Origin of the sequence: Pedobacter kyonggii (assembly GCF_004310665.1) — a bacterium.
In the GTDB taxonomy this organism is placed as follows: domain Bacteria; phylum Bacteroidota; class Bacteroidia; order Sphingobacteriales; family Sphingobacteriaceae; genus Pedobacter; species Pedobacter kyonggii.
In genome coordinates, this window is record NZ_SIXF01000001.1 from 436,811 (window position 1) to 456,542 (window position 19,732).

Below are 19,732 nucleotides of genomic sequence, written 5' to 3' on the forward strand. Positions count from 1 at the left end.
TTTTAAATAAGTCATACTGTAAAACAGTCCATTATGAGCGCAAAAGATAATTTCCTTAAAGTAAAACATCTTTACAACCGGGCAGGCTTCGGGGTTTCTTATACCGACTTACAAAAATTAAGCAAAAAGAATCTCGATAAGGTGGTGGACAACTTGCTTAAAGATTCCCAAAAAGACGATCCAATCAATCTAGTAAACGACTTTGAATCAAAACGACAGCTTTTGATACAGGCAGGTTTATATGCTAAAAAAGATCTGAATGATGATGAAAAAAAAATGCGCCAGCAGATTGTTCGCGAACAAAACGAAGTAAGCCGCGACCTGAATATTGCCTTCATTACCAAAATGATCAACACAGATGCGCCGTTGAGGGAAAAGATGACGCTCTTTTGGCATGGCCATTTTGCCTGCCGCAGCAATAACCCGTTTTTTGCACAACAACTAAATAATATCCAAAGAACAAATGCCCTGGGCAGCTTTAAAACCTTATTGATTGAGGTTTCTAAGTCGCCTGCAATGCTGCAATACCTGAATAACCAGCAAAATAGAAAAGGTAAACCAAATGAGAACTTCGCCCGCGAACTCATGGAACTTTTCACCCTGGGAAGAGGAAATTATACCGAGCAGGACATTAAAGAATCTGCCCGCTCTTTTACTGGATGGATGTACGACAAAGACGGCTCGTTCATTTTCAGACAAAATCTGCACGATTCCGGAACAAAAAATTTCTTCGGTAAAATCGGGAATTTTGAAGGCGAAAACATCATCGATATTATTCTCGAGAAACCAGAAACCTCGCAGTTTATCGCCAGGAAAATATATAAATTCTTCGTAAACGATAACCCGAATGAGGATCATATTAAAGAACTTGCCACACATTTTTACAACTCGAAATACGATATTGCCTCGATGATGAAAAAAATATTTACATCTGATTGGTTTTATAGCCCTGAAAATGTAGGCACAAAAATTAAATCACCAGCCGATTTTTTGGTAGGCTTAAGTCGCGAGTTTTATGTTACCTATAACAAACCACAGGTTTTAATACAGCTACAAAGCAGTTTGGGGCAATATTTATTTAACCCACCTAATGTTGCAGGTTGGCCTGGCGGACAAAGTTGGATTGATAGTTCATCGTTAATGTTGAGGATGCGGATTCCTTCACTCGTTTTAAATGATGGCGAAATCGATTTCAGTGGCAAAGCCGATCCTGAAGATGAAGCCGTAATTGCATTAAGCAGAACAGCTACAACTAATGCAAACGCCAAAATGAAACCAAAATCGTATGTAAATGCAAATGCAGACTGGCCTAAATTTTTAGATACATTACCAAAAGGACTAACACCTTTGGAACTTACCGAGTTTTTATTACAACCGAAATTAAACGCCAAAATTACAGCGATGGTAAGCGATAATAAAGGATTGCGGAGTACAGCAGTCGAAATTACCAGCATGCCCGAGTATCAACTGTGTTAATAGTCGATAGTTATTGGTCCAATAGCCGATTAGCTAAACACCCAAACCAATGTACTATTGACGAATGAACAAGTGAACAAAAACATTAACAAGATGAACAGAAGAAATTTTTTAAGAAATACAGGATTTGTTGCAGCAGGTTCACTATTTGTTCCGGCTTTTATGAAACCGCTTGAGGCCATGGCGCTTGATGAGCTGAGCCTATACAAAAACTTAGTTGTGGTACAGCTTTCTGGTGGAAATGACGGTTTAAACACGGTTATTCCCTTCGGAAACGATATTTACTACCAGAAAAGAAAAAGCATTGCCATTAAACCTGAAGAGGTGATTAAACTGAACGACATGCAAGGGCTAAACCCGAACATGGCCGCCCTGCAAGAAATTTATGATCAAGGATGGATGACCATCATCAACGATGTTGGCTACCCTAACCCAGACCGCTCGCATTTCCGTTCGATGGATATCTGGCAAACGGGTAGCGATAGCAATCAATTCTTATCAACTGGTTGGATTGGCCGTTATTTAGATAGCAATTGCCAAACCTGCAAATCCCCATATACTGCGATAGAAGTAGACGACTCGCTTTCTCTGGCCATGAAAGGACAAACCAAAAAAGGAATTGCACTAAGAGATCCTGCGGCTTTGTTCCGCAATACAAATGATCCCTTTTTTAAGGCTATGTTGCAGAATGACAAGGAACATTTAGACGAAGACAATTTAGGTTATTTGTATAAAACGATGATCGAAACTTCATCCTCTGCCAGCTATATCCAGAATACCTCCAAAATTTATCGGTCGAAATCTACTTACCCTACTTCGGGTTTTGCAAACCAATTGAAAACGGTTTCTAAATTTATTTCTTCGGGATTAAAAACAAGGGTTTATTATGTATCGCTCAGTGGTTTTGATACCCACGTGAATCAAATTGGTCAACAAGGTAATCTGCTTAAACAGTATAGTGAAGGTATGGCTGCTTTTTTGAAAGATCTAAAATTGAACAATAAGTTGGAGGATACCTTGGTAATTACCTTCTCCGAATTTGGCCGCAGGGTAGAACAAAACGCCAGTAACGGCACCGACCATGGAACGGCAAATAATATGTTTGTTTTTGGCGGAAAATTAAAGAAACAAGGGATTTTTAACGCTGCACCTAACTTGAGCGACCTGGACACTGGCGACTTAAAATACCAACTGGATTTCAGACAGGTTTATGGTACCATTTTAGATAAATGGTTAGATGTAAATAATGCTGATATCTTGAACAAAAAATTTAATACGCTGGATTTTATATAGATATTACAAAGAAGTCAAGTTTAATAAGCAGCTTGCTATGAAACTTGACTTCTTTATTACTTCCTTTTTAACACATATACAGGCCGGTTTGATGATTGGTCTACCTGCTCTGTGTAAACACTAAACAACTCGTAGCCATAGGCTTTCATTTTGTTTACGGCATCGATTGCTGAATTAAATTCAATTTTTTTATCATTATCATCTCTAATATAAAGTTCGCTGTAATCGCCCACCTTTTGGCCATGCTCTAGCGCAATCCATTGTTTATCTGCTAAAAAACTTTTTACTGCACGGATCTGGATATAATCCACATGGATATCGGTCAGTTTCACGCCATTTACATTTTGGGCTTTGGCACGCAACAGCCCAAAGCAAGCGACGAATGTCGCTGCAAGAATTAATTTTTTCATGTTGTGTTTCTTTTGTGTGTGATTCTAAATTACGAAGAATACATGAGTATGTATTAAATGAATTGTAACAAATACTTCCAAATTAAATCTTAAACTAAAAACATAATGAACTTTTTAGGCAATATTATCTGGATTATTTTTGGTGGTATCTTTATTTTCTTCGAATATATTATTGGAGGCCTTATCCTTTGTCTAACCATTGTGGGGATTCCTTTTGGTATCCAATGTTTTAAATTTGCTATTGTAGGCCTTGCCCCTTTTGGCGTTAAAATAACTGATACCTCATCAAACACAGGTTGCCTTTCTACCATTATGAACCTGATCTGGATTTTATGTGGCGGTTTCTGGATTGCTTTAACCCATTTGTTTTTTGGTATCCTGCTTTGCATTACCATTGTAGGTATCCCATTTGGGCGCCAGCATTTTAAGTTGATGAACTTAGCTTTTACACCGTTCGGGAAATCGATTTCTTAATTAAATAAATCTATATAGCTTCGTCATTTTTACCGCGGTGTTCCAAAGAAACTTCTTCAGAAGAGAAATCTGTAGATTTTTTTTTGAAAAGCAGGGTTCGGTGTTTATCGGATCCGAAAGTCCCGCCATCCGCTTTACCTCTCTGCGTTCGGTGCCCGCTCCTGTCAGGTTTATTGAACTGTGGCCTGTTGCCATTAGCAAAAAACACTGTACCTAGCCCCGATTGAATGGGTGCCCACGATACTTCATCGGGGCAGGAAGGAAAGCGGGGACTGTCGAAACCGATGAGCACAACCCTTGCGCTCCAAAACTACTGGATCAATCCTATTGATTTAGAATGTTCAATCGCTTGCTCGCTATTATTAAATAAACATGCCCTCACCCCTTTCTCTTCAACTTTTTTAAGCCATTGCCTTGTTTCTGCTTCTTTTTCAGGACGAATATTGCGAATGTATACCGCTTCGATATTTTTTGGATACTTCTTCACTATTGTAGAATAAATTTTTGGGTCCTGCTGCGAGTTATCACCAAAAAACACAAACTTCTGGTTGGGGAAGGCATCTAAAATTCGCATTACCCTCAATAATTTACCCTCATGGCCTGTTTTACCTGTTCGGACTAAATCTTTCCACCGTTTTAATGTATTTAAAAGAAAAGCACCGTCAGGCAGCTTGTTAAACCTAAAAGTCTCGACCAAATAATCGTAAAGGTTCCATTCACTGCTGCTTACATAAAAAAAAGGATTGGGCTGATCTGATTCAGTATGCGACAAGGCCAGTTGCTGATAATGACTGGCTGCATCAGGAAAGGTTTTACGCGTATGCGGATTCTTGATAAACAACTCTCGCAACCGCCTCCCAATAGTTGCCGAATGAGAAATCATCACAGTATCATCCACATCCGAAATAAAGGCATATTGCGTAATGTGCGGTACATATACCTTCCCTTCACCTGCACTTAATACTTTCCCGTTTTTATCAACCGCTTCCACTTTAACAAAGTGCCAGCCTGCAGGCACATCATGTTCGGCTTTCCATTCGAACTTAAAAAAGCCATCCCCTTCGGTTTTATTGTAAATCGTTTGATCAAAAAATTGCAAACGCACCTCAACAAAAGCATAAGGTTTTAAGATGAAGAGCTTTAAAAGATGTGCGATATTAACAAACAAATTATTGCTGTAAACCTGCTGTGTTTTTGCCTTGCGTTTAAAAACATGACCATAAACAACCAAATTGTGTGCGTGACCGTAGCCATGATACACCTTAACACTAGCAGATTTATTCATCTGTATTAAAACAGAGTTTATTAAAAGTTGTTTGTGATGTAAACCATAAGGTAACAAATGAAATTATTATTCATCATCAATCCAGGCTCGGGCAGTCACGACATTAACCTAAAGGAAGTAATTTCTACCCATTTCGATGCAAAAAAAACGGAAATCGATCTTTTCGAATTACCAGAAGACTGCTCTTTAGAGAAGATAAAAGAAAGGATTAAAAGGGCGAAGGCAGATCGTGTGGTGGCCGTTGGTGGCGATGGCACCTTAAAACTGGTTGCCGAATGCCTGTTGCATACCGAAACCCCTATCGGGATTATCCCTGCGGGTTCGGCCAATGGGATGGCGAAAGAATTAGGCATCCCGACTGATATTGAACTGGCATTAGCTATTCTGGATGAAGGCCATTTGCAAAAAATCCATGTAGTTAAACTTAACGATGAGATTTGCATCCATTTATCCGATTTAGGTTTTAATGCCTATCTGGTAAAGAAATTTGATAGTCTTCCTCAACGCGGGATGTGGGGCTATGCAAAAGCCACCTGGCATGCCTTATGGAACCACAGCGGAATGAAAGTGCAGCTGAAACTTAAAAACGAAACCATTACCTCTAAAGCAGCGATGGTGGCCATTGCCAACGCAACCATGTACGGCTCTGGATTAAAGATAAATCCAGACGGAAAATTAGACGACGATCTGTTCGAAGTGGTTTTGGTAAAAGATTACTCTTATCTCGAGATCTTAAAAATATGGATCACCAAATTGCCTTTCAACCCTAAAAAAATAGAGGTGTTCCAAACTGCTGAAGTCAAAATTTCTTCGAAACATAAAGCACACTTCCAGATTGATGGAGAATACATTGGCAGGGTGAATACCGTTGAAGCAAAAATCCTGCCTGCTGCCATAACAGTGGTTTTACCAAGTGTATCAGAAAGATGAGCGGTGAATTTTAATGGTAAAATATAATCTGAAAAATTCGGCGATAAAACAGATGCGGAATAAAATATCAAACCACCGTTCGCCGAGGTTTAACACTTCTGGTAAATAAGTAATAAAGCCGATGGAAAATATCCATACCACCAAACGAAATGGAAACTGAATGTAGTAGGTAATAAAACCGAATTTTTTAAACAAGATTAAACCTGCTGCCGATACAAAAAGCGAAACAAATAAAGGTAGCAATAAAACAACCTTGGCCTGCGAAAGGATCTGATCGGGGATTTCGTTCAGGTGTGTTAAAATCTGCCAAAACTGTTTAGCCAATAATGCAATGCTGATGATGTCCAATAAGGCAAAAAATTTAATGGTGTTCTTCATTTACTTACAATACTTTGCTAGATAATCATCAGCCATTTTACTTCCCATATATTTAACAAATAAAAAATCCTCACAGGCACCTTGTTTATCACCCTGTTTTATTTTTTTTAGGGCCATTTTTATCCGGTCATCCAAATATTCATCATCAATGCCCAACTGGTTTTTAATGGCAATAATCTGAACCTCTTGTCCAGGTTTTGCCTGGTCGATGTTTTTATAAAAATTAATGACAGAGTTGGTTAAACCTTCTTCAGCCAAATAAGTACGGATAGCTTCCTGAATGGCTTCACTTGATTTTCCTTCGCAATTATAGCCCGAAAGTTTAAAATTAACTGGCGCAACAATTGAAACCGTTGTATCGTAACCCACCGGAACCTGCCATTTGCCACTGCTTAAACGCACCAAGCGCAAGGCTTCTTCATCCAGGTCAGACAATATGCCTTTACTAATTTTCGAAAAATAAACCTTCCCTTGTGCATCAAGCTTAAAGCTCACATTTACCGTTCCCTGAATACAATTATCTTTAGAGAACTGCGGATAAATGGTATTCTCTCTCAGAAAATTTACAAAACCGCTTTTACCCGATTTAAACTGAACCTGGGCCATGGCCAATGAACAGCAGAAAAGTAAAGAAAGGGTGAACAGGTTTTTCATTATACTAATTTACGCTTTTAACCACAGAGAACGTAAAGTTTTTTGTAAGGTAGCTTGATATTTTACCACAGAGGGCACGGAGTTTTTCACAGAGAAAATGAGAGATTTAATTGACATTTAAATAGTAAGATCATGATTCCTGCGCAGGCGGGAATCTTAAAGCTTATTGCATTACGATTAGCACTTCGTGGCTCCCAATCAAGTCACCAATGACGGATTTAAAAAAATCGACCATCATTTCCTTTGTTTAAGCAAATGATAATCCGCCTATGTTTGTCATCATAACTTCCGTGTTTTTTCTAAGACTGACCTCTGGAAATGACAATCGCAAACAAACCTCTCTAAGGTCTCTGTGGCCTTCCCTCTGTGTTCTCGGTGGTTAAAAACTAAGAAAACGTAGCCTTCAAAATCAAATTAGGATCGGGGCAGTTTGCCAGATATTTTTCCCGCTCACTAAACCTGCAAACCCCGGGGTAATCGCCTTTTAATCCCTCCATATTTTCGATCAATTGAAAATGAAGGTGTGGTGGCCAGTAACCGTTCTCTTCCTTTGCTCCTAATGCTGCTATTTTAGCCCCAGCAGGAATAAATTCACCTTCCTTGAGGCCATTTAACGAAGCCAAACTTAAATGCCCATATAACGCATTAAATTTAAGTCCACCTATTTCATAAGCGAGGATAATGGTTGCGCCATAATCGCCAAAATTATTGTTGTTGGCAAAACTTTGAACAGTGGCATCATAAAAATTATAGACCGGTGTTCCAGCTGGGCCCCAGATATCTACACCTAAATGTAACCTTCGGGCTTCTTCACCTGTATTAAAATGTTCACTTCTCGAGTAAATAGCACGGTGTTCGCCATAGCCACCAATCCCATACCGAGCATTATTATCAGTTAGTTTTTCATTTACCCAGGCAGAAAATAAATCGGTATTATCCAGAATTTCATCCGTTAGTTCAGTATTTGCTACTGTAAAATCTAAAGATAAAAGCTGATCCCGTTCTACATCAAAATCAACCACCTTATGGATCAATGAAACATTCGCTTGAATAAGCTGCTCAAAAGTTTGCATTTATAATCTACTTAAAAATATAAACGAAGTTATAAATATAGTGTGATAAGGCCCCTCCGATTACAAACAGGTGCCAAAGTTCGTGACTGTGCATCCACCCGAACAGCTGTTTATCCTTTGCGTAATAATAAGTTCCGGCAATGTAAAAAACACCGCCAAACAGCAACCAGAAAATAGCGCCAATAGGTAACGTACCTAGCATTTTCTGTAGCAAAGGCACAATTAAGCAGCCCATTAAAATATAAATAGACAATGAAATAGCCATGCTTTTTAATCGGTTAAAGATTTTAAGCAGGCAACCGACAATAGCAATAATCCATACAATGGCGAACAAAATCCAACGTAACCAGTCATCAAAAACCAGCAAAGCAGTTGGTGTGTAAGAACCTGCTATCATCAAGTAAATGCAGCAATGATCGAATTTTTGCCAAAAACGTACACCATAATCGGTAGCCGGATAACCATGATACACGGCACTTACGCCAAAAAGGATAAAAGTGCCAATGCTATAAATCCAGGCAGCAGTATATTCAATAGGTGTATTGCATTTTTGGAGCAACAAACAGCCAGCCGGAATTGCAATTAACGCCGGTATAAAATGAGTGAAAAAATTAACGGGTTCCCTTAGCTTCCTCACAAAGATTATTCGCCGTCTTCGTCCTTCTGTCTGGGTTCTTTTGCAATTTTATCAAAAAGATGATCCATCCGCTCTACATACTCGTTCGTATCATCTACAAAGAAAGTAAGCTCTGGCACCACCCTAACCTGATGGCGGATTCTGCTTCCCAGTTTATACCTGATTTCGCCCGAATGTGCGTTAACAGTATTGATAGAAAGCGTGGTGTTATTGGTATTAAAAAAGCTCAGGTAAACTTTAGCCACTGCCAAATCTGGTGAAACCCGAACACGGGTAATGGTTACCAATGTATTAGGCAAAAATGCAGCACCTTCCCGCTGAAAAACCTGCGCTAACTCCTCTTGTAATACTCCTGCAAATTTCTGCTGACGTTTACTTTCCATAATATTATAATTATCAATTACCAATAATCAATCATCAGACCATGCAGGGCCTAAAATTAAATTGATAAGGTTTTAAAATCATCAATCCAATAGTCAATTATCAGACCATAACTAATCTGCTAATGTTAAATGGGAAAGACAATAAAATTTAAAAACGAATTATTAAACTGCTGGCCAGTTACTAGCCTTTAGTTTTTTTGTAAAAATACTTATATTTAATTAATGAACAACGGAACAAATTTTAATCTTGAAGAAAGAACTTTTCTATTTGCTCAATCTATTAGGTCATATTGTAAAAAGGTTACACATAGCATTATCAATATTCAAGATATTAAGCACGTTGTTCGATCTTCTGGCTCCGTTTCTGCAAATTATATCGAAGCCAATGAATCGTTAAGCAAAGCTGATTTTATTTATCGGATAAAAGTCTGCCGAAAAGAAGCTAAAGAAACTAAACTTTGGCTTAATCTGATCGACATTGATGATAAAAAAGAACTGGAACCAACAAAGATAAGTCTCGTAAGTGAAGCCAATCAACTCATGTTAATCTTTAATGCAATAATTAAAAAATCGCAATAGTCACAAACCAATGGCCAAATCACAATAACCAATTTCAACTATCAAATTACAATCGAAAAAGACAATTTTGGTTATTTATAACCGATCTTTCTAAGCTCATCGCTACGGTTTGATCATTGAAAATTGGTGATTGATTATTAATCTACCAGTTTTTTTTCTAACGATTAATACAAGAGGTTACTATCATACGGATATCTTTCCACGTGCGCAGCTTTAACCTTATCGTACAATAATGTTTTAAACTCTTCTAAGTTTTCTTTTTCTGTGGCCGATATAAACAAAACCGGCACCTTATCGTGGCTCATCCAGCTTTTCTTAAAGTCTTCTAAAGTCAGCTTGCCATCATCTTCTTCATCGTCAAGCTCAGGCGAAACATAAGCATCAATTTTGTTAAAAACTAAGATCATGTCCTTATCAATCGCGCCAATATCTTTCAACGTTTCGTTAACCGTATTAATCTGATCTTCGAAATTAGGGTGCGAAACATCTACCACATGGATCAACAAATCAGCTTCGCGAACTTCATCCAAAGTAGATTTAAAACATTCTACCAAATGGTGAGGCAACTTGCGGATAAACCCAACGGTATCAGAAAGCAAGAAAGGCAAATTTTCAATCACCACCTTACGCACAGTCGTATCTAAAGTTGCAAACAATTTATTTTCAGCAAATACTTCCGATTTCGACAGCATATTCATGATGGTAGATTTACCAACGTTGGTATAGCCAACCAAAGCTACCCGAATTAACTGACCGCGGTTTTTGCGCTGTGTTTCGTTCTGACGATCTATGTTTCTTAAACGCTCTTTTAACAAAGAGATTTTATTTAAAATAATCCGTCTATCACTTTCAATCTGCGTTTCACCCGGACCACGCATCCCGATACCACCTTTCTGGCGCTCTAAGTGAGTCCACATACCGGTTAGCCGTGGCAAAACATATTGCAATTGTGCTAGTTCTACCTGTGTTTTTGCCTGTGCAGTTTGGGCCCTGTTGGCAAAAATATCCAGGATCAGATTGCTTCTATCTAACACCTTAACTCCAAGTTCACGATCGATGTTACGCAGCTGCGAGGGTGATAATTCATCATCGAAAACCACCACATCAATTTCTTCTGATTTTACATAAGCTTTTATCTCTTCGAGTTTTCCCGTACCCACAAATGTAGCACGCTCTGGTTTAAGCATCTTCTGTGTAAAAACCTTCTCTACCTTCCCACCAGCTGTATCGACCAAAAAGGCCAGCTCATCTAAATATTCTTTTGTTTGGGCTTCTTTTTCACCAGGTGTAACCACTCCGACTAAAATTGCCCGTTCCTGCACCACGGCAGTATCATATGTCTTTTGTTTTCCCATGTAATTGAGGCAAATATACGAAATTTGCGAACGTGTAAATCCATTAACAAACCATACGGATGCAATAAAAGTTTTTAGTTTCCTTTGGAGAAAAGGGATTGTCATCGCTTCTATGGCAATACGACCAAATCATAACACTTAGATGCACTCAGGTGACTGAGATGGTCAAAAATTATTTTTTAGGAAAACAGGGGGCTGTGCACTTCGGTTACGAAAGTCCTGCTACCGCTTCAAATCCTCGCTCGTTGCCTCGCTGCGGGTTTTCCACTTTATCAGGTTTATTTAATAGCAGACTGAAGTCCTTAGTTTAAAGGCAAAGTGCAATATACACCTTATAGGTCTTTAAGACCTATAAGGTGTATACAGACTATATCTGCCCTACAAATTCTTTTATCGCAACACCTGGATTATCGGTTTTCATAAAATTCTCGCCAATTAAAAATCCGTTAAAACCTGCGGTTTTTAATTCGCTGATTGTTTGTGGATTACTGATCGCACTTTCCGAAATCTTTAAAAATTCGTTCGGGATTTTATTTACCAAATCGAACGATGTCTGAATATCTACCGTAAAATCGCCCAGGTTTCTGTTGTTTACACCAATAGCATCCAGATTCGGGCAGATGCTCCGTTCCAACTCTTCCAGGTTGTGCACTTCTAACAACACATTTAAACCTAAATCTTTTGCAAACTTTCCGAAATCGTTAATCTGCTGAGGTGTTAATATTGACGCAATCAACAGAATAATATCAGCACCCCAGGCCTTCGCTTCCAGGATCTGATACTCATCGATCATAAAATCCTTTCTTAAGATCGGAATATTGTTTGCCGCCCGTGCTGCCAGAATATCGTCGGTTTTACCGCCAAAGAAATCTACATCCGTTAATACCGAAAGCGCAGATGCACCCGCGGCATTATAAGCCTGGGTTACCTCTGCAACATCGGCAATACCATTGATTAACCCTTTTGATGGTGAGCGGCGCTTAAACTCAGCAATAATACCGGTACGGTCTTCAGCCAATAGAAACTCTTTAAAAGAATAAGGCATTCGGTTAAAATGCACCGAATTTTCTAAATCCTGTACAGAAACCAGAGCTTTTGCCGCAGCAATTTCTTCTTTTTTACGTAATACTATTTTATCTAATATAGACCCCCCACCCCCTAAAGGGGGCTTTTCAGCGCTATCGTTCATGCCATTTTTATAATTAAGTTAAATCTTTAGTTATTTTACTGAGTTTTAAATGCCCTTTGGCTTTTGCTATTTTCAACTAGCCTTTAATTCCCCTTTTAGGGGGCTAGGGGGTCGTCAACCAATTCTTCATCATCTGTTTCCCATACTCCGTTAGTACACTTTCTGGGTGAAACTGTACCCCGCGAACATCTAATGTTTCATGCCTTAACGCCATGATCTCATTCTTATGATCTCTTGCTGTAATTTTTAAACACGAAGGGAAGTTCTCCTTACTTACTACCCAACTGTGGTAACGGCCAACATTTATCGTTTGTGGACATTCCCAGAACAAAGGCTCATCACCATCTACAACAGTTACCGGTGTAGCAATTCCGTGCATTGGTCTGCCCAAGTTCAATAAAGTGCCACCAAAAACTTCGGCTATGGCTTGCTGGCCTAAACATACCCCAAAAATACTCTTGGTTGGCGCATACGTTCTAATTACATCCAATAACAATCCAGCTTCTTCAGGAATACCTGGGCCTGGAGAAAGTAAAATTTTATCGTACTTATCTACATCGGCCAGATCGAATTTATCGTTTCTCCAAACTTCGGCTTCGTACCCCACCTCGTTAATTAAATGCACCAGGTTGTAGGTGAAACTATCGTAGTTATCGATTACCAATACCGTTTTCTTATTTATATTTTCCATTGTATTTCTTACTAGTGGATTTTACTCCTAACTAAAAACCCTCGACTCCAAACTAGATTTGCTCTGCCATTTGCACCGCTTTACGCAACGCTGCAATTTTATTGTTCACCTCCTGCATTTCAGTTTCGGGAACAGAATCGGCCACAATACCTGCACCTGCACGGTAATGCAGTTCGTTATTCTTGCTCATAAACGTCCTGATCATGATGGCATGGTTAAAATCTTCATTGAAGCCCATAAAACCAATTGCACCCGCATAAAAATTCCTGCCCAATTTTTCGTTTTCGTCAATCAGCTGCATGGCTTTATATTTTGGCGCACCACTTAAGGTACCTGCCGGATAGGTATCGGCAACTACTTTAAAAGCACTTACGTTTTCCTGCAAATGGCCGCTCACTTTACTTACCAGGTGGATCAGGTGCGAATAGTATTGTACCTCTTTAAAAGATTTTACCTCAACACGGTTACAGTGCCTGCTTAAATCGTTTCTGGCCAGATCAACAAGCATTACATGTTCTGCACTTTCCTTTGGGTCTTGTTCTAATTTACGGGCCTGTTCAGCATCTTCGATGTCGTTTCCGCTGCGTTTAAAAGTCCCTGCGATTGGGAAAATGTTGGCCGAATTGTTTTTGATGGTAATCTGTGCCTCTGGTGAAGAACCGAACAACTTAAAATTCCCGTAATCAAAGTAAAACAGGTAAGGTGATGGGTTTATCGAGCGCAGGCAACGGTATACATTAAATTCATCACCAGAAAATGATTGCTTAAACGCCCTTGAAGGCACAATCTGAAAAACATCTCCACGGTAAATATGCTTTTGTAGTTTCTCTACCAGATCCATAAAACCTTGATCGGTTAGGTTTGAGCTTTCCTCACCACGAAGTTGAAACTTATATTCAGGGTAATTTTTATTCTGGATCAGGTATTCCATTTTTTCAAGCCCACCCTCTTCTTCTCCTTCGAAAGTATTTTTGAAAAGGGTAATTTCATTTTTGAAGTGATCGATGGCGATAATATAGCGATACAAATGGTACTGCATTTCTGGGATTTCTTCACCCTCTGGTGTTTCAGAAGTAAACTTTATATCTTCAAAATGTTGTACTGCATTCCAGGTAAAATAGCCAAACAGACCGCTCGAAATGAATTTAATTTCGGGTAATTCCGTTTCTCTGAATTTATCTTTAAAATCGGTAATTTCTTCGATCAGGTTTTTACTTTCCGTAATCTCTACAGTGCCATCGGGGAAATAAGTCTCCAATCGCGATCCCTTCAAAATAATTCCCGCTACCGGATCGGCACAAACAAAACTCATCGAGTTTTCTCTGCTGTGGTAATCAGAACTTTCTAACAGGATACTGTTAGGATACACATCACGTAAGCGTAAATAAATGCTCACTGGTGTTGTGGTATCGGCAAGCATTTTTTTGTAAGTGGTATTAATTTTATACATGATAAGGGTAAATGGTGTAAGCTATAGGGCTTAAGGTTTGCATTTCGTATTTTTTAACAATAAAAAGCCCGGCGTGTGGTTCTACGCCGGGCTTTAATGGTTCTTTAATAAGGTTTAGGTTGATAAACTATATTTTGTTCATACGCAGCCAGCGCAATTCGTTCGAATTACTTTGCCAAAGCCATGTATGTATATTGTTGATCATGAGCAACAAAAATATAAAGAATTTCCAAAAATGGAAATAATTATGAAAATAAATTTAGTCCAAAGTCAGTAGTCGGGAGTCCGAAGTCGAATACAGCATAAGATTAATCCTGATTACCTACGCTTTTCGCCATGCGCCCAGCCCCCGCTTCCAAACTTATTAAGAAACCCCAAAAAACGATCTTCCTGGCACAGCTTTAACCATCAGCAGAATGGCAACAATGATCAGGATCAATGCTAATCCAAAGAAAACGGCAATGGTACGGTGTTTTGCTACAGCTTCCGTTACCTTTTTCGATTTAGCATTACCTACTGTAATCAAAATAATGGCAATAAGCATCATTGAAGTATGCTCAGCCTTAAAGTAACGGCCTATGGCATCGCTCATCGGCAATTTTGTTAATGGACTTAAGAAAAATAGCACCAAACCCATCAGGAATTGAATATGTGCACTGATCAGCGTAAATACATTCAGCTTACGGTTACCTTCTGTGTAAGTTTTATTACCAAACCAGCCCGACAAAGCATTGATTACAGCAATAACCAATAGAATTAATACGATGTAGCGCCATCCGGAGTGCGCAGATTTTAAGATGTTGTACATTTTTATCAAATATGTTTAGTCAAAAATAGACATTAATTGTAAAAAATAGGATATTCAGCAGATTGAACGCTTATTTATATTAGTTTTAAACAAAAAAAAACGCTAAACTTATTATGAAGAAAATTTTACTCGCCATTGGGCTGGTATTTTCTACTACATTACTGTTTGCACAGCAAACCTCCTTTCCTGTTAACGGTTCTTTCGATACCAGACCCGGAATGTTTGCTTTTACCAATGCAACTATTGTAGTTAACGCCAACCAAACCCTAACAAACGCCACACTTTTAATTAAAGGACAAACCATACAGGGTGTTGGTACTGGTTTAACCGTGCCTAAAGGCTATGTGATAATCGATCTTAAAGGAAAATTTGTTTATCCATCCTTAATTGATGCCTTTACCAGTTATGGCCTTAGCGAAGCACCTGCACAACAGCGTGTTGTCGGAGCTCAGCGCCAATCTATTTTCTTATCGACCAAAAAAGGTGCTTATGGCTGGAACGAATCTATCCGACCAGAAACTTATGTAAAAAGTATCTTTTCTACCGACAGCAAAAAAGCAGATGAACTGCGTAAAGTAGGCTTTGGTAGTGTAAATGTAATTAACCGCGATGGTATAGCGCGGGGTGTTTCTGCTGCTGTAACTTTAAACGAAGGCGCAGTTAACAGTGTATTTTTAAAGGATCAGACCGCAGCAAATTATTCGTTTAACAAAGGAACTTCATCAAACGATTACCCGACTTCGTTAATGGGTTCGATTGCTTTATTGCGCCAAACCTATTATGATGCGCAATGGTATGGCAAACAAAAAGATGAGTACAATATCTCGTTAGATGAATTTGGCAAGCAACAGACCCTGCCGCAGCTATTTGAAGTAGATGGATGGCAGAATATCCTCCGTGCGGATAAAATCGGAAAAGAATTTGGCAAGAAATACATCATTAAATCTACAGGCGATGAATACCAGCGCATAAATGAGGTTAAGGCTACAGGTGCAAGTTTAATTATCCCCTTAACTTTCCCCAAAGCGTATGATGTTGAAGATCCTGCAGAAGCCAGAAATGTAAGTTTATCGCAAATGAAAGGCTGGGAACTGGCACCAACCAATCCGGCAAGTTTAGAAAAAGCAGGAATTAAATTTGCCTTAACGGCATTTGGCTTAGAAAACAGCCGCGATTTTTGGGCAAACATCCGCACAGCAATAGAAAATGGCTTAACCGAAAAACAAGCTTTACAATCAGTTACCGAAATCCCTGCTTCACTTTTAGGCATCAGCGATAAAGTAGGATCTTTAGAAAAAGGAAAAGTAGCCAACTTTTTAATCTCCTCTGATAACCTGTTCAAAAACGGAAACATTATTTTCGAAAACTGGGTGCAGGGCAAACGTTTCATTGTAAACAAAATGGATGTGAGCGATGTACGAGGTACTTATAACTTAAATGTAGATGGCGTGGGTGCTTTGACCCTAAAAATTACGGGCACAGGTGGCGGATCGACAGCTGCAATTGAAAGAATTGGTGTAGATAGTGTTAAAACCACAGCAACCTTTACCAGAAATGGCGATTGGGTAAGTATCAATTTCAACTTAAAGAAAAACCCTAAAGGTGATGTCCGTTTAAGCGGGTACCTTACTTCGGTAAATCCGATTACGATTAAAGGCGAATCGGCGCTGGCTGATGGTACTACCGGAAAGTTTACCGCAACCTATAAAGAAGCAGCTAAAGAAACGCCTAAAAAAGAAGAACCAAAAACTACTTTAGCCATGGGACCGGTAATTTACCCTTTCTCGGCTTTCGGCAATACTGAACTGCCTAAACAAGAAACGGTTTTAATTAAAAATGGTACTGTTTGGACGAATGAAAAAGACGGAATCCTCCAAAATGCTGATGTACTTTTAGAAAACGGAAAAATTAAAGCGGTTGGAAAAAACCTTTCGGCAAGTGGCGCTAAAGTGATCGACGCTATAGGAAAACATGTTACCGCTGGTATTATTGATGAACACTCGCACATTGCAGGGTCGGGTGGTATTAACGAAGGTGCACAATCGGTTTCTGCTGAAGTACGCGTTGCCGACATCCTCAACTCCGAAGACGTAAACATTTACCGCCAGCTGGCCGGTGGTGTTACCACTTCACAAATCTTACACGGATCGGCCAATCCAATCGGTGGTCAATCGCAACTGATCAAACTGCGCTGGGGTAAATCGCCAGAGGAACTGAAATTTGCAGGTGCCGATGGCTTCATCAAATTTGCCTTGGGCGAAAACGTGAAACAAAGTAATTTCGGTACAGGTGCCCGTTTCCCCGTTACACGCATGGGTGTTGAGCAAACTTTTGTGGATGAGTTTACACGCGCAAAAGAGTACGAAAAAGCTTTATCAGTAAAAGGCAATAGTGTACGTAAAGATTTAGAATTAGATGCCATTGTTGAGATTTTGAACAACAAACGTTTCATTACCTGCCACTCTTATGTGCAGAGCGAAATTAACATGTTAATTCATGTGGCTGATAGCTTAGGATTCAAGATCAATACCTTTACGCACATTTTAGAAGGTTACAAAGTGGCCGATAAAATGAAAGCACATGGCATTGCAGGTTCAACCTTCTCTGATTGGTGGGCTTATAAAAACGAAGTTGCCGAAGCGATTCCTTATAACGGAAAAATCATGCATAATGTTGGTGTAACAACAGCTTTCAACTCTGATGATGCCGAAATGGCCCGTCACTTAAACCAGGAAGCGGGTAAATCGGTATTGTATGGTAACGTTCCTGAAGAAGATGCCTTTAAGTTTGTAACCCTAAACCCGGCAAAAATGCTTCACATTGATGATAAAGTAGGCAGCTTAAAAGCAGGTAAAGATGCAGATGTGGTGATTTGGACAGCCAATCCACTTTCTATTTATGCCAGGGCAGAGAAAACTTTTGTAGATGGTATCGCGTATTGGGATATTGAGAAAGATACTCAGGTAATTAAAACCCAGCAGGCAGAAAAAGCACGCCTGATCCAAAAGATGTTAGAGAGTAAAAGTAAAGGCAGCCGTACACAACGCCCATTGGGTGATGCACCACGCCTGTACAATTGCGAAACTTTAGAAAACTATTCATCAGAATTAACCGAGAAAGAACATGCACACTAAACAATATTTATTCAGTCTGGCTTTATCGGCAACAAGCCTGATGTGTTTCGCGCAGGCAAACATTTCGCCAGCTAGAAAACAAAGCAAAACCATCGCCATTACGGGTGCAACCGTGCATGTGGGCAATGGTACAGTAATCGAAAACGGAACCATCCTTTTTGGCAACGGAAAAATTATTTCGGTTACTGCTAACGGACAGGTACCACAAGATGATGTAATGCGCATCGTAGCTACAGGTAAACACATTTACCCAGGTTTTATTGCCGCAACCACAAACCTGGGTTTAACAGAAATTGAAGCGGTTAAAGCAACCCTGGATTTTCAGGAAATCGGCGATTTCAACTCGCACATCCGTTCTATAGTGGCTTACAATACCGATTCGAAAGTTCCGGCCACATTACGCAGCAATGGGGTATTAATGGCACAACCAACACCACAGGGCGGCACCGTTTCGGGCAGTTCATCAGTTGTTCAGCTCGATGCCTGGAACTGGGAAGATGCAGCCCTTAAAACGGATGATGCCATGCACATGACCTGGCCCGTTACCCCTCGTTTTAGAGGTGGTTTTGGTGGTTTCGGCAGACCACAGCAATCGCCAGAGGTCCTCGCCGAAAGAACACAAGCTGCCATTGCACAGTTAACCTCTTTCTTCGCCGAGGCGAAAGCCTATTCGGAAATGGGTAAACCAGAGGTTATCAATACCCGTTTCGAAGCGATGAAAAAAGTATTCGCTGGTAATGAAAAATTGTTCATTGCTGCCGAGAGTCAGAAAGATATTGTTGCAGCCGTTAATTTCGCCAAGAAATTTGGTATCACGCCGATAATCACAGGTGCCGATGAAGCTTATCTCATAATCGATTTCTTAAAAGAAAACAATATCACACTTGTAGTTAAGCAGCCTCATGCTTTACCCAATAACAATGATGATGATGTGAATATGCCTTACAAAAATGCCGCAGTATTGGCCAATGCAGGCCTAAACGTAGTATTGAGCATTGATGGTTACTGGCAACAGCGTAACCTGCCTTTTATGGCGGGTACAGTTACGGCCTGGGGCTTAGACAAAGAAAAAGCATTATCAACCATTACCTTAAATGCGGCCAAAGCAATGGGCATTGATAAAACTACCGGCAGTATCGAAACGGGCAAAGATGCTACTTTTTTTATCTCGGCTGGTGATGCTTTGGATATGCGTACCAACAAAGTGGAGCAGGCTTTTATTCAGGGGAGAGACATCAACCTGGATAATCTGCACAAACAATTGGATAAAAAATTCAGTGATAAATACACCGCTGAAAAGAAATAAGTTAACACCAGTTTAACACCAACGGCCAATATTAATTTATTGGCCGTTTTTTATTTTAACATCAGGTCTAAAAACCGTCAATTACTAAACCTATTATTAATATTAAATCAGAATTCAGTTAACAGCACATTAACACCTTTGTCATCATAAAAATCAGAAACTAATTATGATGAACCTGCTTGGGCAAATAAAAAACCTCAGGCAAGCTTCATAATCCCTAAAAAAAA

20 protein-coding genes are annotated in these 19,732 nt (G+C 39.5%); 7 read left to right on the forward strand and 13 right to left on the reverse strand.

What is annotated here, in order from left to right:
* The first annotated feature begins 33 nt into the window (after nt 1-33).
* A complete protein-coding gene (locus EYS08_RS01975) occupies nt 34-1,476 on the forward strand; it encodes a DUF1800 domain-containing protein (RefSeq protein WP_131028169.1) in 1,443 nt (480 codons plus the stop codon).
* A 93-nt stretch (nt 1,477-1,569) separates the two neighbouring features.
* The gene (locus EYS08_RS01980; RefSeq protein ID WP_131028170.1) at nt 1,570-2,769 is read left to right on the forward strand and encodes a DUF1501 domain-containing protein; all 1,200 of its coding nucleotides are present in this window, start codon (nt 1,570-1,572) and stop codon (nt 2,767-2,769) included.
* Between the two features lie 56 nt (nt 2,770-2,825).
* On the opposite strand, the gene EYS08_RS01985 is transcribed toward EYS08_RS01980, so the two are convergent.
* A complete protein-coding gene (locus tag EYS08_RS01985; RefSeq protein WP_131028171.1) occupies nt 2,826-3,179 on the reverse strand; it encodes a hypothetical protein in 354 nt (117 codons plus the stop codon).
* A 105-nt stretch (nt 3,180-3,284) separates the two neighbouring features.
* Between EYS08_RS01985 and EYS08_RS01990 the strand changes: the two genes are divergently transcribed.
* Entirely contained in the window at nt 3,285-3,653 is a 369-nt protein-coding gene (locus EYS08_RS01990; protein ID WP_029274540.1) for a YccF domain-containing protein, read from the forward strand.
* Between the two features lie 10 nt (nt 3,654-3,663).
* Here EYS08_RS01990 and EYS08_RS01995 read toward each other — a convergent pair whose 3' ends face one another.
* Together EYS08_RS01995 and EYS08_RS02000 are read right to left on the reverse strand one after the other, a co-directional pair.
* Nucleotides 3,664-3,945, reverse strand: a complete 282-nt coding sequence (locus tag EYS08_RS01995) for a hypothetical protein (protein WP_131028172.1) — start codon at nt 3,943-3,945, stop codon at nt 3,664-3,666.
* An 18-nt stretch (nt 3,946-3,963) separates the two neighbouring features.
* Nucleotides 3,964-4,938, reverse strand: coding sequence for an App1 family protein (locus EYS08_RS02000; RefSeq protein ID WP_131028173.1), 975 nt, complete (start codon nt 4,936-4,938; stop codon nt 3,964-3,966).
* 57 nt (nt 4,939-4,995) lie between these two features.
* Between EYS08_RS02000 and EYS08_RS02005 the strand changes: the two genes are divergently transcribed.
* Nucleotides 4,996-5,868 carry a diacylglycerol/lipid kinase family protein gene (locus tag EYS08_RS02005; protein WP_131028174.1) on the forward strand — a complete coding sequence of 291 codons (873 nt, stop codon included), beginning with the start codon at nt 4,996-4,998 and terminating at the stop codon, nt 5,866-5,868.
* On the opposite strand, the gene EYS08_RS02010 is transcribed toward EYS08_RS02005, so the two are convergent.
* The 5 genes from EYS08_RS02010 to rbfA form a co-directional block, all read right to left on the reverse strand.
* Nucleotides 5,857-6,246, reverse strand: coding sequence for a hypothetical protein (locus EYS08_RS02010; RefSeq protein WP_131028175.1), 390 nt, complete (start codon nt 6,244-6,246; stop codon nt 5,857-5,859). The two genes, EYS08_RS02005 and EYS08_RS02010, sit on opposite strands and share 12 nt — an antisense overlap.
* Nucleotides 6,247-6,900 carry a TonB family protein gene (locus EYS08_RS02015; protein WP_131028176.1) on the reverse strand — a complete coding sequence of 218 codons (654 nt, stop codon included), beginning with the start codon at nt 6,898-6,900 and terminating at the stop codon, nt 6,247-6,249.
* Between the two features lie 386 nt (nt 6,901-7,286).
* Entirely contained in the window at nt 7,287-7,973 is a 687-nt protein-coding gene (locus EYS08_RS02020; RefSeq protein WP_131028177.1) for a peptidoglycan DD-metalloendopeptidase family protein, read from the reverse strand.
* Nucleotides 7,974-7,980: 7 nt separating this feature from the next.
* Nucleotides 7,981-8,610, reverse strand: a complete 630-nt coding sequence (trhA, locus tag EYS08_RS02025) for a PAQR family membrane homeostasis protein TrhA (RefSeq protein ID WP_165456341.1) — start codon at nt 8,608-8,610, stop codon at nt 7,981-7,983.
* A gap of 5 nt (nt 8,611-8,615) precedes the next feature.
* Nucleotides 8,616-8,993, reverse strand: a complete 378-nt coding sequence (gene rbfA, locus EYS08_RS02030; protein ID WP_131028179.1) for a 30S ribosome-binding factor RbfA — start codon at nt 8,991-8,993, stop codon at nt 8,616-8,618.
* Between the two features lie 222 nt (nt 8,994-9,215).
* Here rbfA and EYS08_RS02035 point away from each other — a divergent pair, with 222 nt between their 5' ends.
* On the forward strand, nt 9,216-9,572 hold the full coding sequence (locus EYS08_RS02035) for a four helix bundle protein (protein WP_131028180.1): 357 nt from the start codon (nt 9,216-9,218) through the stop codon (nt 9,570-9,572).
* A gap of 164 nt (nt 9,573-9,736) precedes the next feature.
* On the opposite strand, the gene hflX is transcribed toward EYS08_RS02035, so the two are convergent.
* From hflX to EYS08_RS02060, 5 genes are all read right to left on the reverse strand, one after another.
* The gene (gene hflX / locus EYS08_RS02040) at nt 9,737-10,927 is read right to left on the reverse strand and encodes a GTPase HflX (RefSeq protein WP_131028181.1); all 1,191 of its coding nucleotides are present in this window, start codon (nt 10,925-10,927) and stop codon (nt 9,737-9,739) included.
* Nucleotides 10,928-11,294: 367 nt separating this feature from the next.
* Nucleotides 11,295-12,116: an indole-3-glycerol phosphate synthase TrpC gene (gene trpC / locus EYS08_RS02045; protein WP_131028182.1), complete on the reverse strand. Its 822-nt coding sequence runs from the start codon at nt 12,114-12,116 to the stop codon at nt 11,295-11,297.
* A 103-nt stretch (nt 12,117-12,219) separates the two neighbouring features.
* Nucleotides 12,220-12,807 carry an anthranilate synthase component II gene (locus EYS08_RS02050; RefSeq protein WP_131028183.1) on the reverse strand — a complete coding sequence of 196 codons (588 nt, stop codon included), beginning with the start codon at nt 12,805-12,807 and terminating at the stop codon, nt 12,220-12,222.
* A 52-nt stretch (nt 12,808-12,859) separates the two neighbouring features.
* Entirely contained in the window at nt 12,860-14,257 is a 1,398-nt protein-coding gene (locus EYS08_RS02055; RefSeq protein WP_208745764.1) for an anthranilate synthase component I family protein, read from the reverse strand.
* Nucleotides 14,258-14,621: 364 nt separating this feature from the next.
* Nucleotides 14,622-15,065, reverse strand: coding sequence for a cytochrome B (locus EYS08_RS02060; protein WP_131028185.1), 444 nt, complete (start codon nt 15,063-15,065; stop codon nt 14,622-14,624).
* Between the two features lie 113 nt (nt 15,066-15,178).
* Between EYS08_RS02060 and EYS08_RS02065 the strand changes: the two genes are divergently transcribed.
* Nucleotides 15,179-18,199: an amidohydrolase family protein gene (locus EYS08_RS02065; RefSeq protein ID WP_131028186.1), complete on the forward strand. Its 3,021-nt coding sequence runs from the start codon at nt 15,179-15,181 to the stop codon at nt 18,197-18,199.
* A complete protein-coding gene (locus EYS08_RS02070; protein ID WP_131028187.1) occupies nt 18,189-19,505 on the forward strand; it encodes an amidohydrolase family protein in 1,317 nt (438 codons plus the stop codon). Before EYS08_RS02065 ends, EYS08_RS02070 begins: the two co-directional genes overlap by 11 nt.
* The last annotated feature ends 227 nt before the right edge of the window (nt 19,506-19,732 follow it).

What these genes read in the sequence shown, in the direction of transcription:
- EYS08_RS01985 (WP_131028171.1), bottom strand. Translation starts at nt 3,179, where the DNA reads ATGAAAAAATTAATTCTTGCAGCGACATTCGTCGCTTGCTTTGGGCTG.
- EYS08_RS02005 (WP_131028174.1), top strand. Translation starts at nt 4,996, where the DNA reads ATGAAATTATTATTCATCATCAATCCAGGCTCGGGCAGTCACGACATT.
- EYS08_RS02000 (WP_131028173.1), bottom strand. Translation starts at nt 4,938, where the DNA reads ATGAATAAATCTGCTAGTGTTAAGGTGTATCATGGCTACGGTCACGCA.
- EYS08_RS01990 (WP_029274540.1), top strand. Translation starts at nt 3,285, where the DNA reads ATGAACTTTTTAGGCAATATTATCTGGATTATTTTTGGTGGTATCTTT.
- trpC (WP_131028182.1), bottom strand. Translation starts at nt 12,116, where the DNA reads ATGAACGATAGCGCTGAAAAGCCCCCTTTAGGGGGTGGGGGGTCTATA.
- EYS08_RS02050 (WP_131028183.1), bottom strand. Translation starts at nt 12,807, where the DNA reads ATGGAAAATATAAATAAGAAAACGGTATTGGTAATCGATAACTACGAT.
- EYS08_RS02065 (WP_131028186.1), top strand. Translation starts at nt 15,179, where the DNA reads ATGAAGAAAATTTTACTCGCCATTGGGCTGGTATTTTCTACTACATTA.
- EYS08_RS02015 (WP_131028176.1), bottom strand. Translation starts at nt 6,900, where the DNA reads ATGAAAAACCTGTTCACCCTTTCTTTACTTTTCTGCTGTTCATTGGCC.
- EYS08_RS02060 (WP_131028185.1), bottom strand. Translation starts at nt 15,065, where the DNA reads ATGTACAACATCTTAAAATCTGCGCACTCCGGATGGCGCTACATCGTA.
- EYS08_RS02070 (WP_131028187.1), top strand. Translation starts at nt 18,189, where the DNA reads ATGCACACTAAACAATATTTATTCAGTCTGGCTTTATCGGCAACAAGC.
- hflX (WP_131028181.1), bottom strand. Translation starts at nt 10,927, where the DNA reads ATGGGAAAACAAAAGACATATGATACTGCCGTGGTGCAGGAACGGGCA.
- EYS08_RS01980 (WP_131028170.1), top strand. Translation starts at nt 1,570, where the DNA reads ATGAACAGAAGAAATTTTTTAAGAAATACAGGATTTGTTGCAGCAGGT.
- rbfA (WP_131028179.1), bottom strand. Translation starts at nt 8,993, where the DNA reads ATGGAAAGTAAACGTCAGCAGAAATTTGCAGGAGTATTACAAGAGGAG.
- EYS08_RS02020 (WP_131028177.1), bottom strand. Translation starts at nt 7,973, where the DNA reads ATGCAAACTTTTGAGCAGCTTATTCAAGCGAATGTTTCATTGATCCAT.
- EYS08_RS02010 (WP_131028175.1), bottom strand. Translation starts at nt 6,246, where the DNA reads ATGAAGAACACCATTAAATTTTTTGCCTTATTGGACATCATCAGCATT.
- EYS08_RS01975 (WP_131028169.1), top strand. Translation starts at nt 34, where the DNA reads ATGAGCGCAAAAGATAATTTCCTTAAAGTAAAACATCTTTACAACCGG.
- EYS08_RS02035 (WP_131028180.1), top strand. Translation starts at nt 9,216, where the DNA reads ATGAACAACGGAACAAATTTTAATCTTGAAGAAAGAACTTTTCTATTT.
- EYS08_RS02055 (WP_208745764.1), bottom strand. Translation starts at nt 14,257, where the DNA reads ATGTATAAAATTAATACCACTTACAAAAAAATGCTTGCCGATACCACA.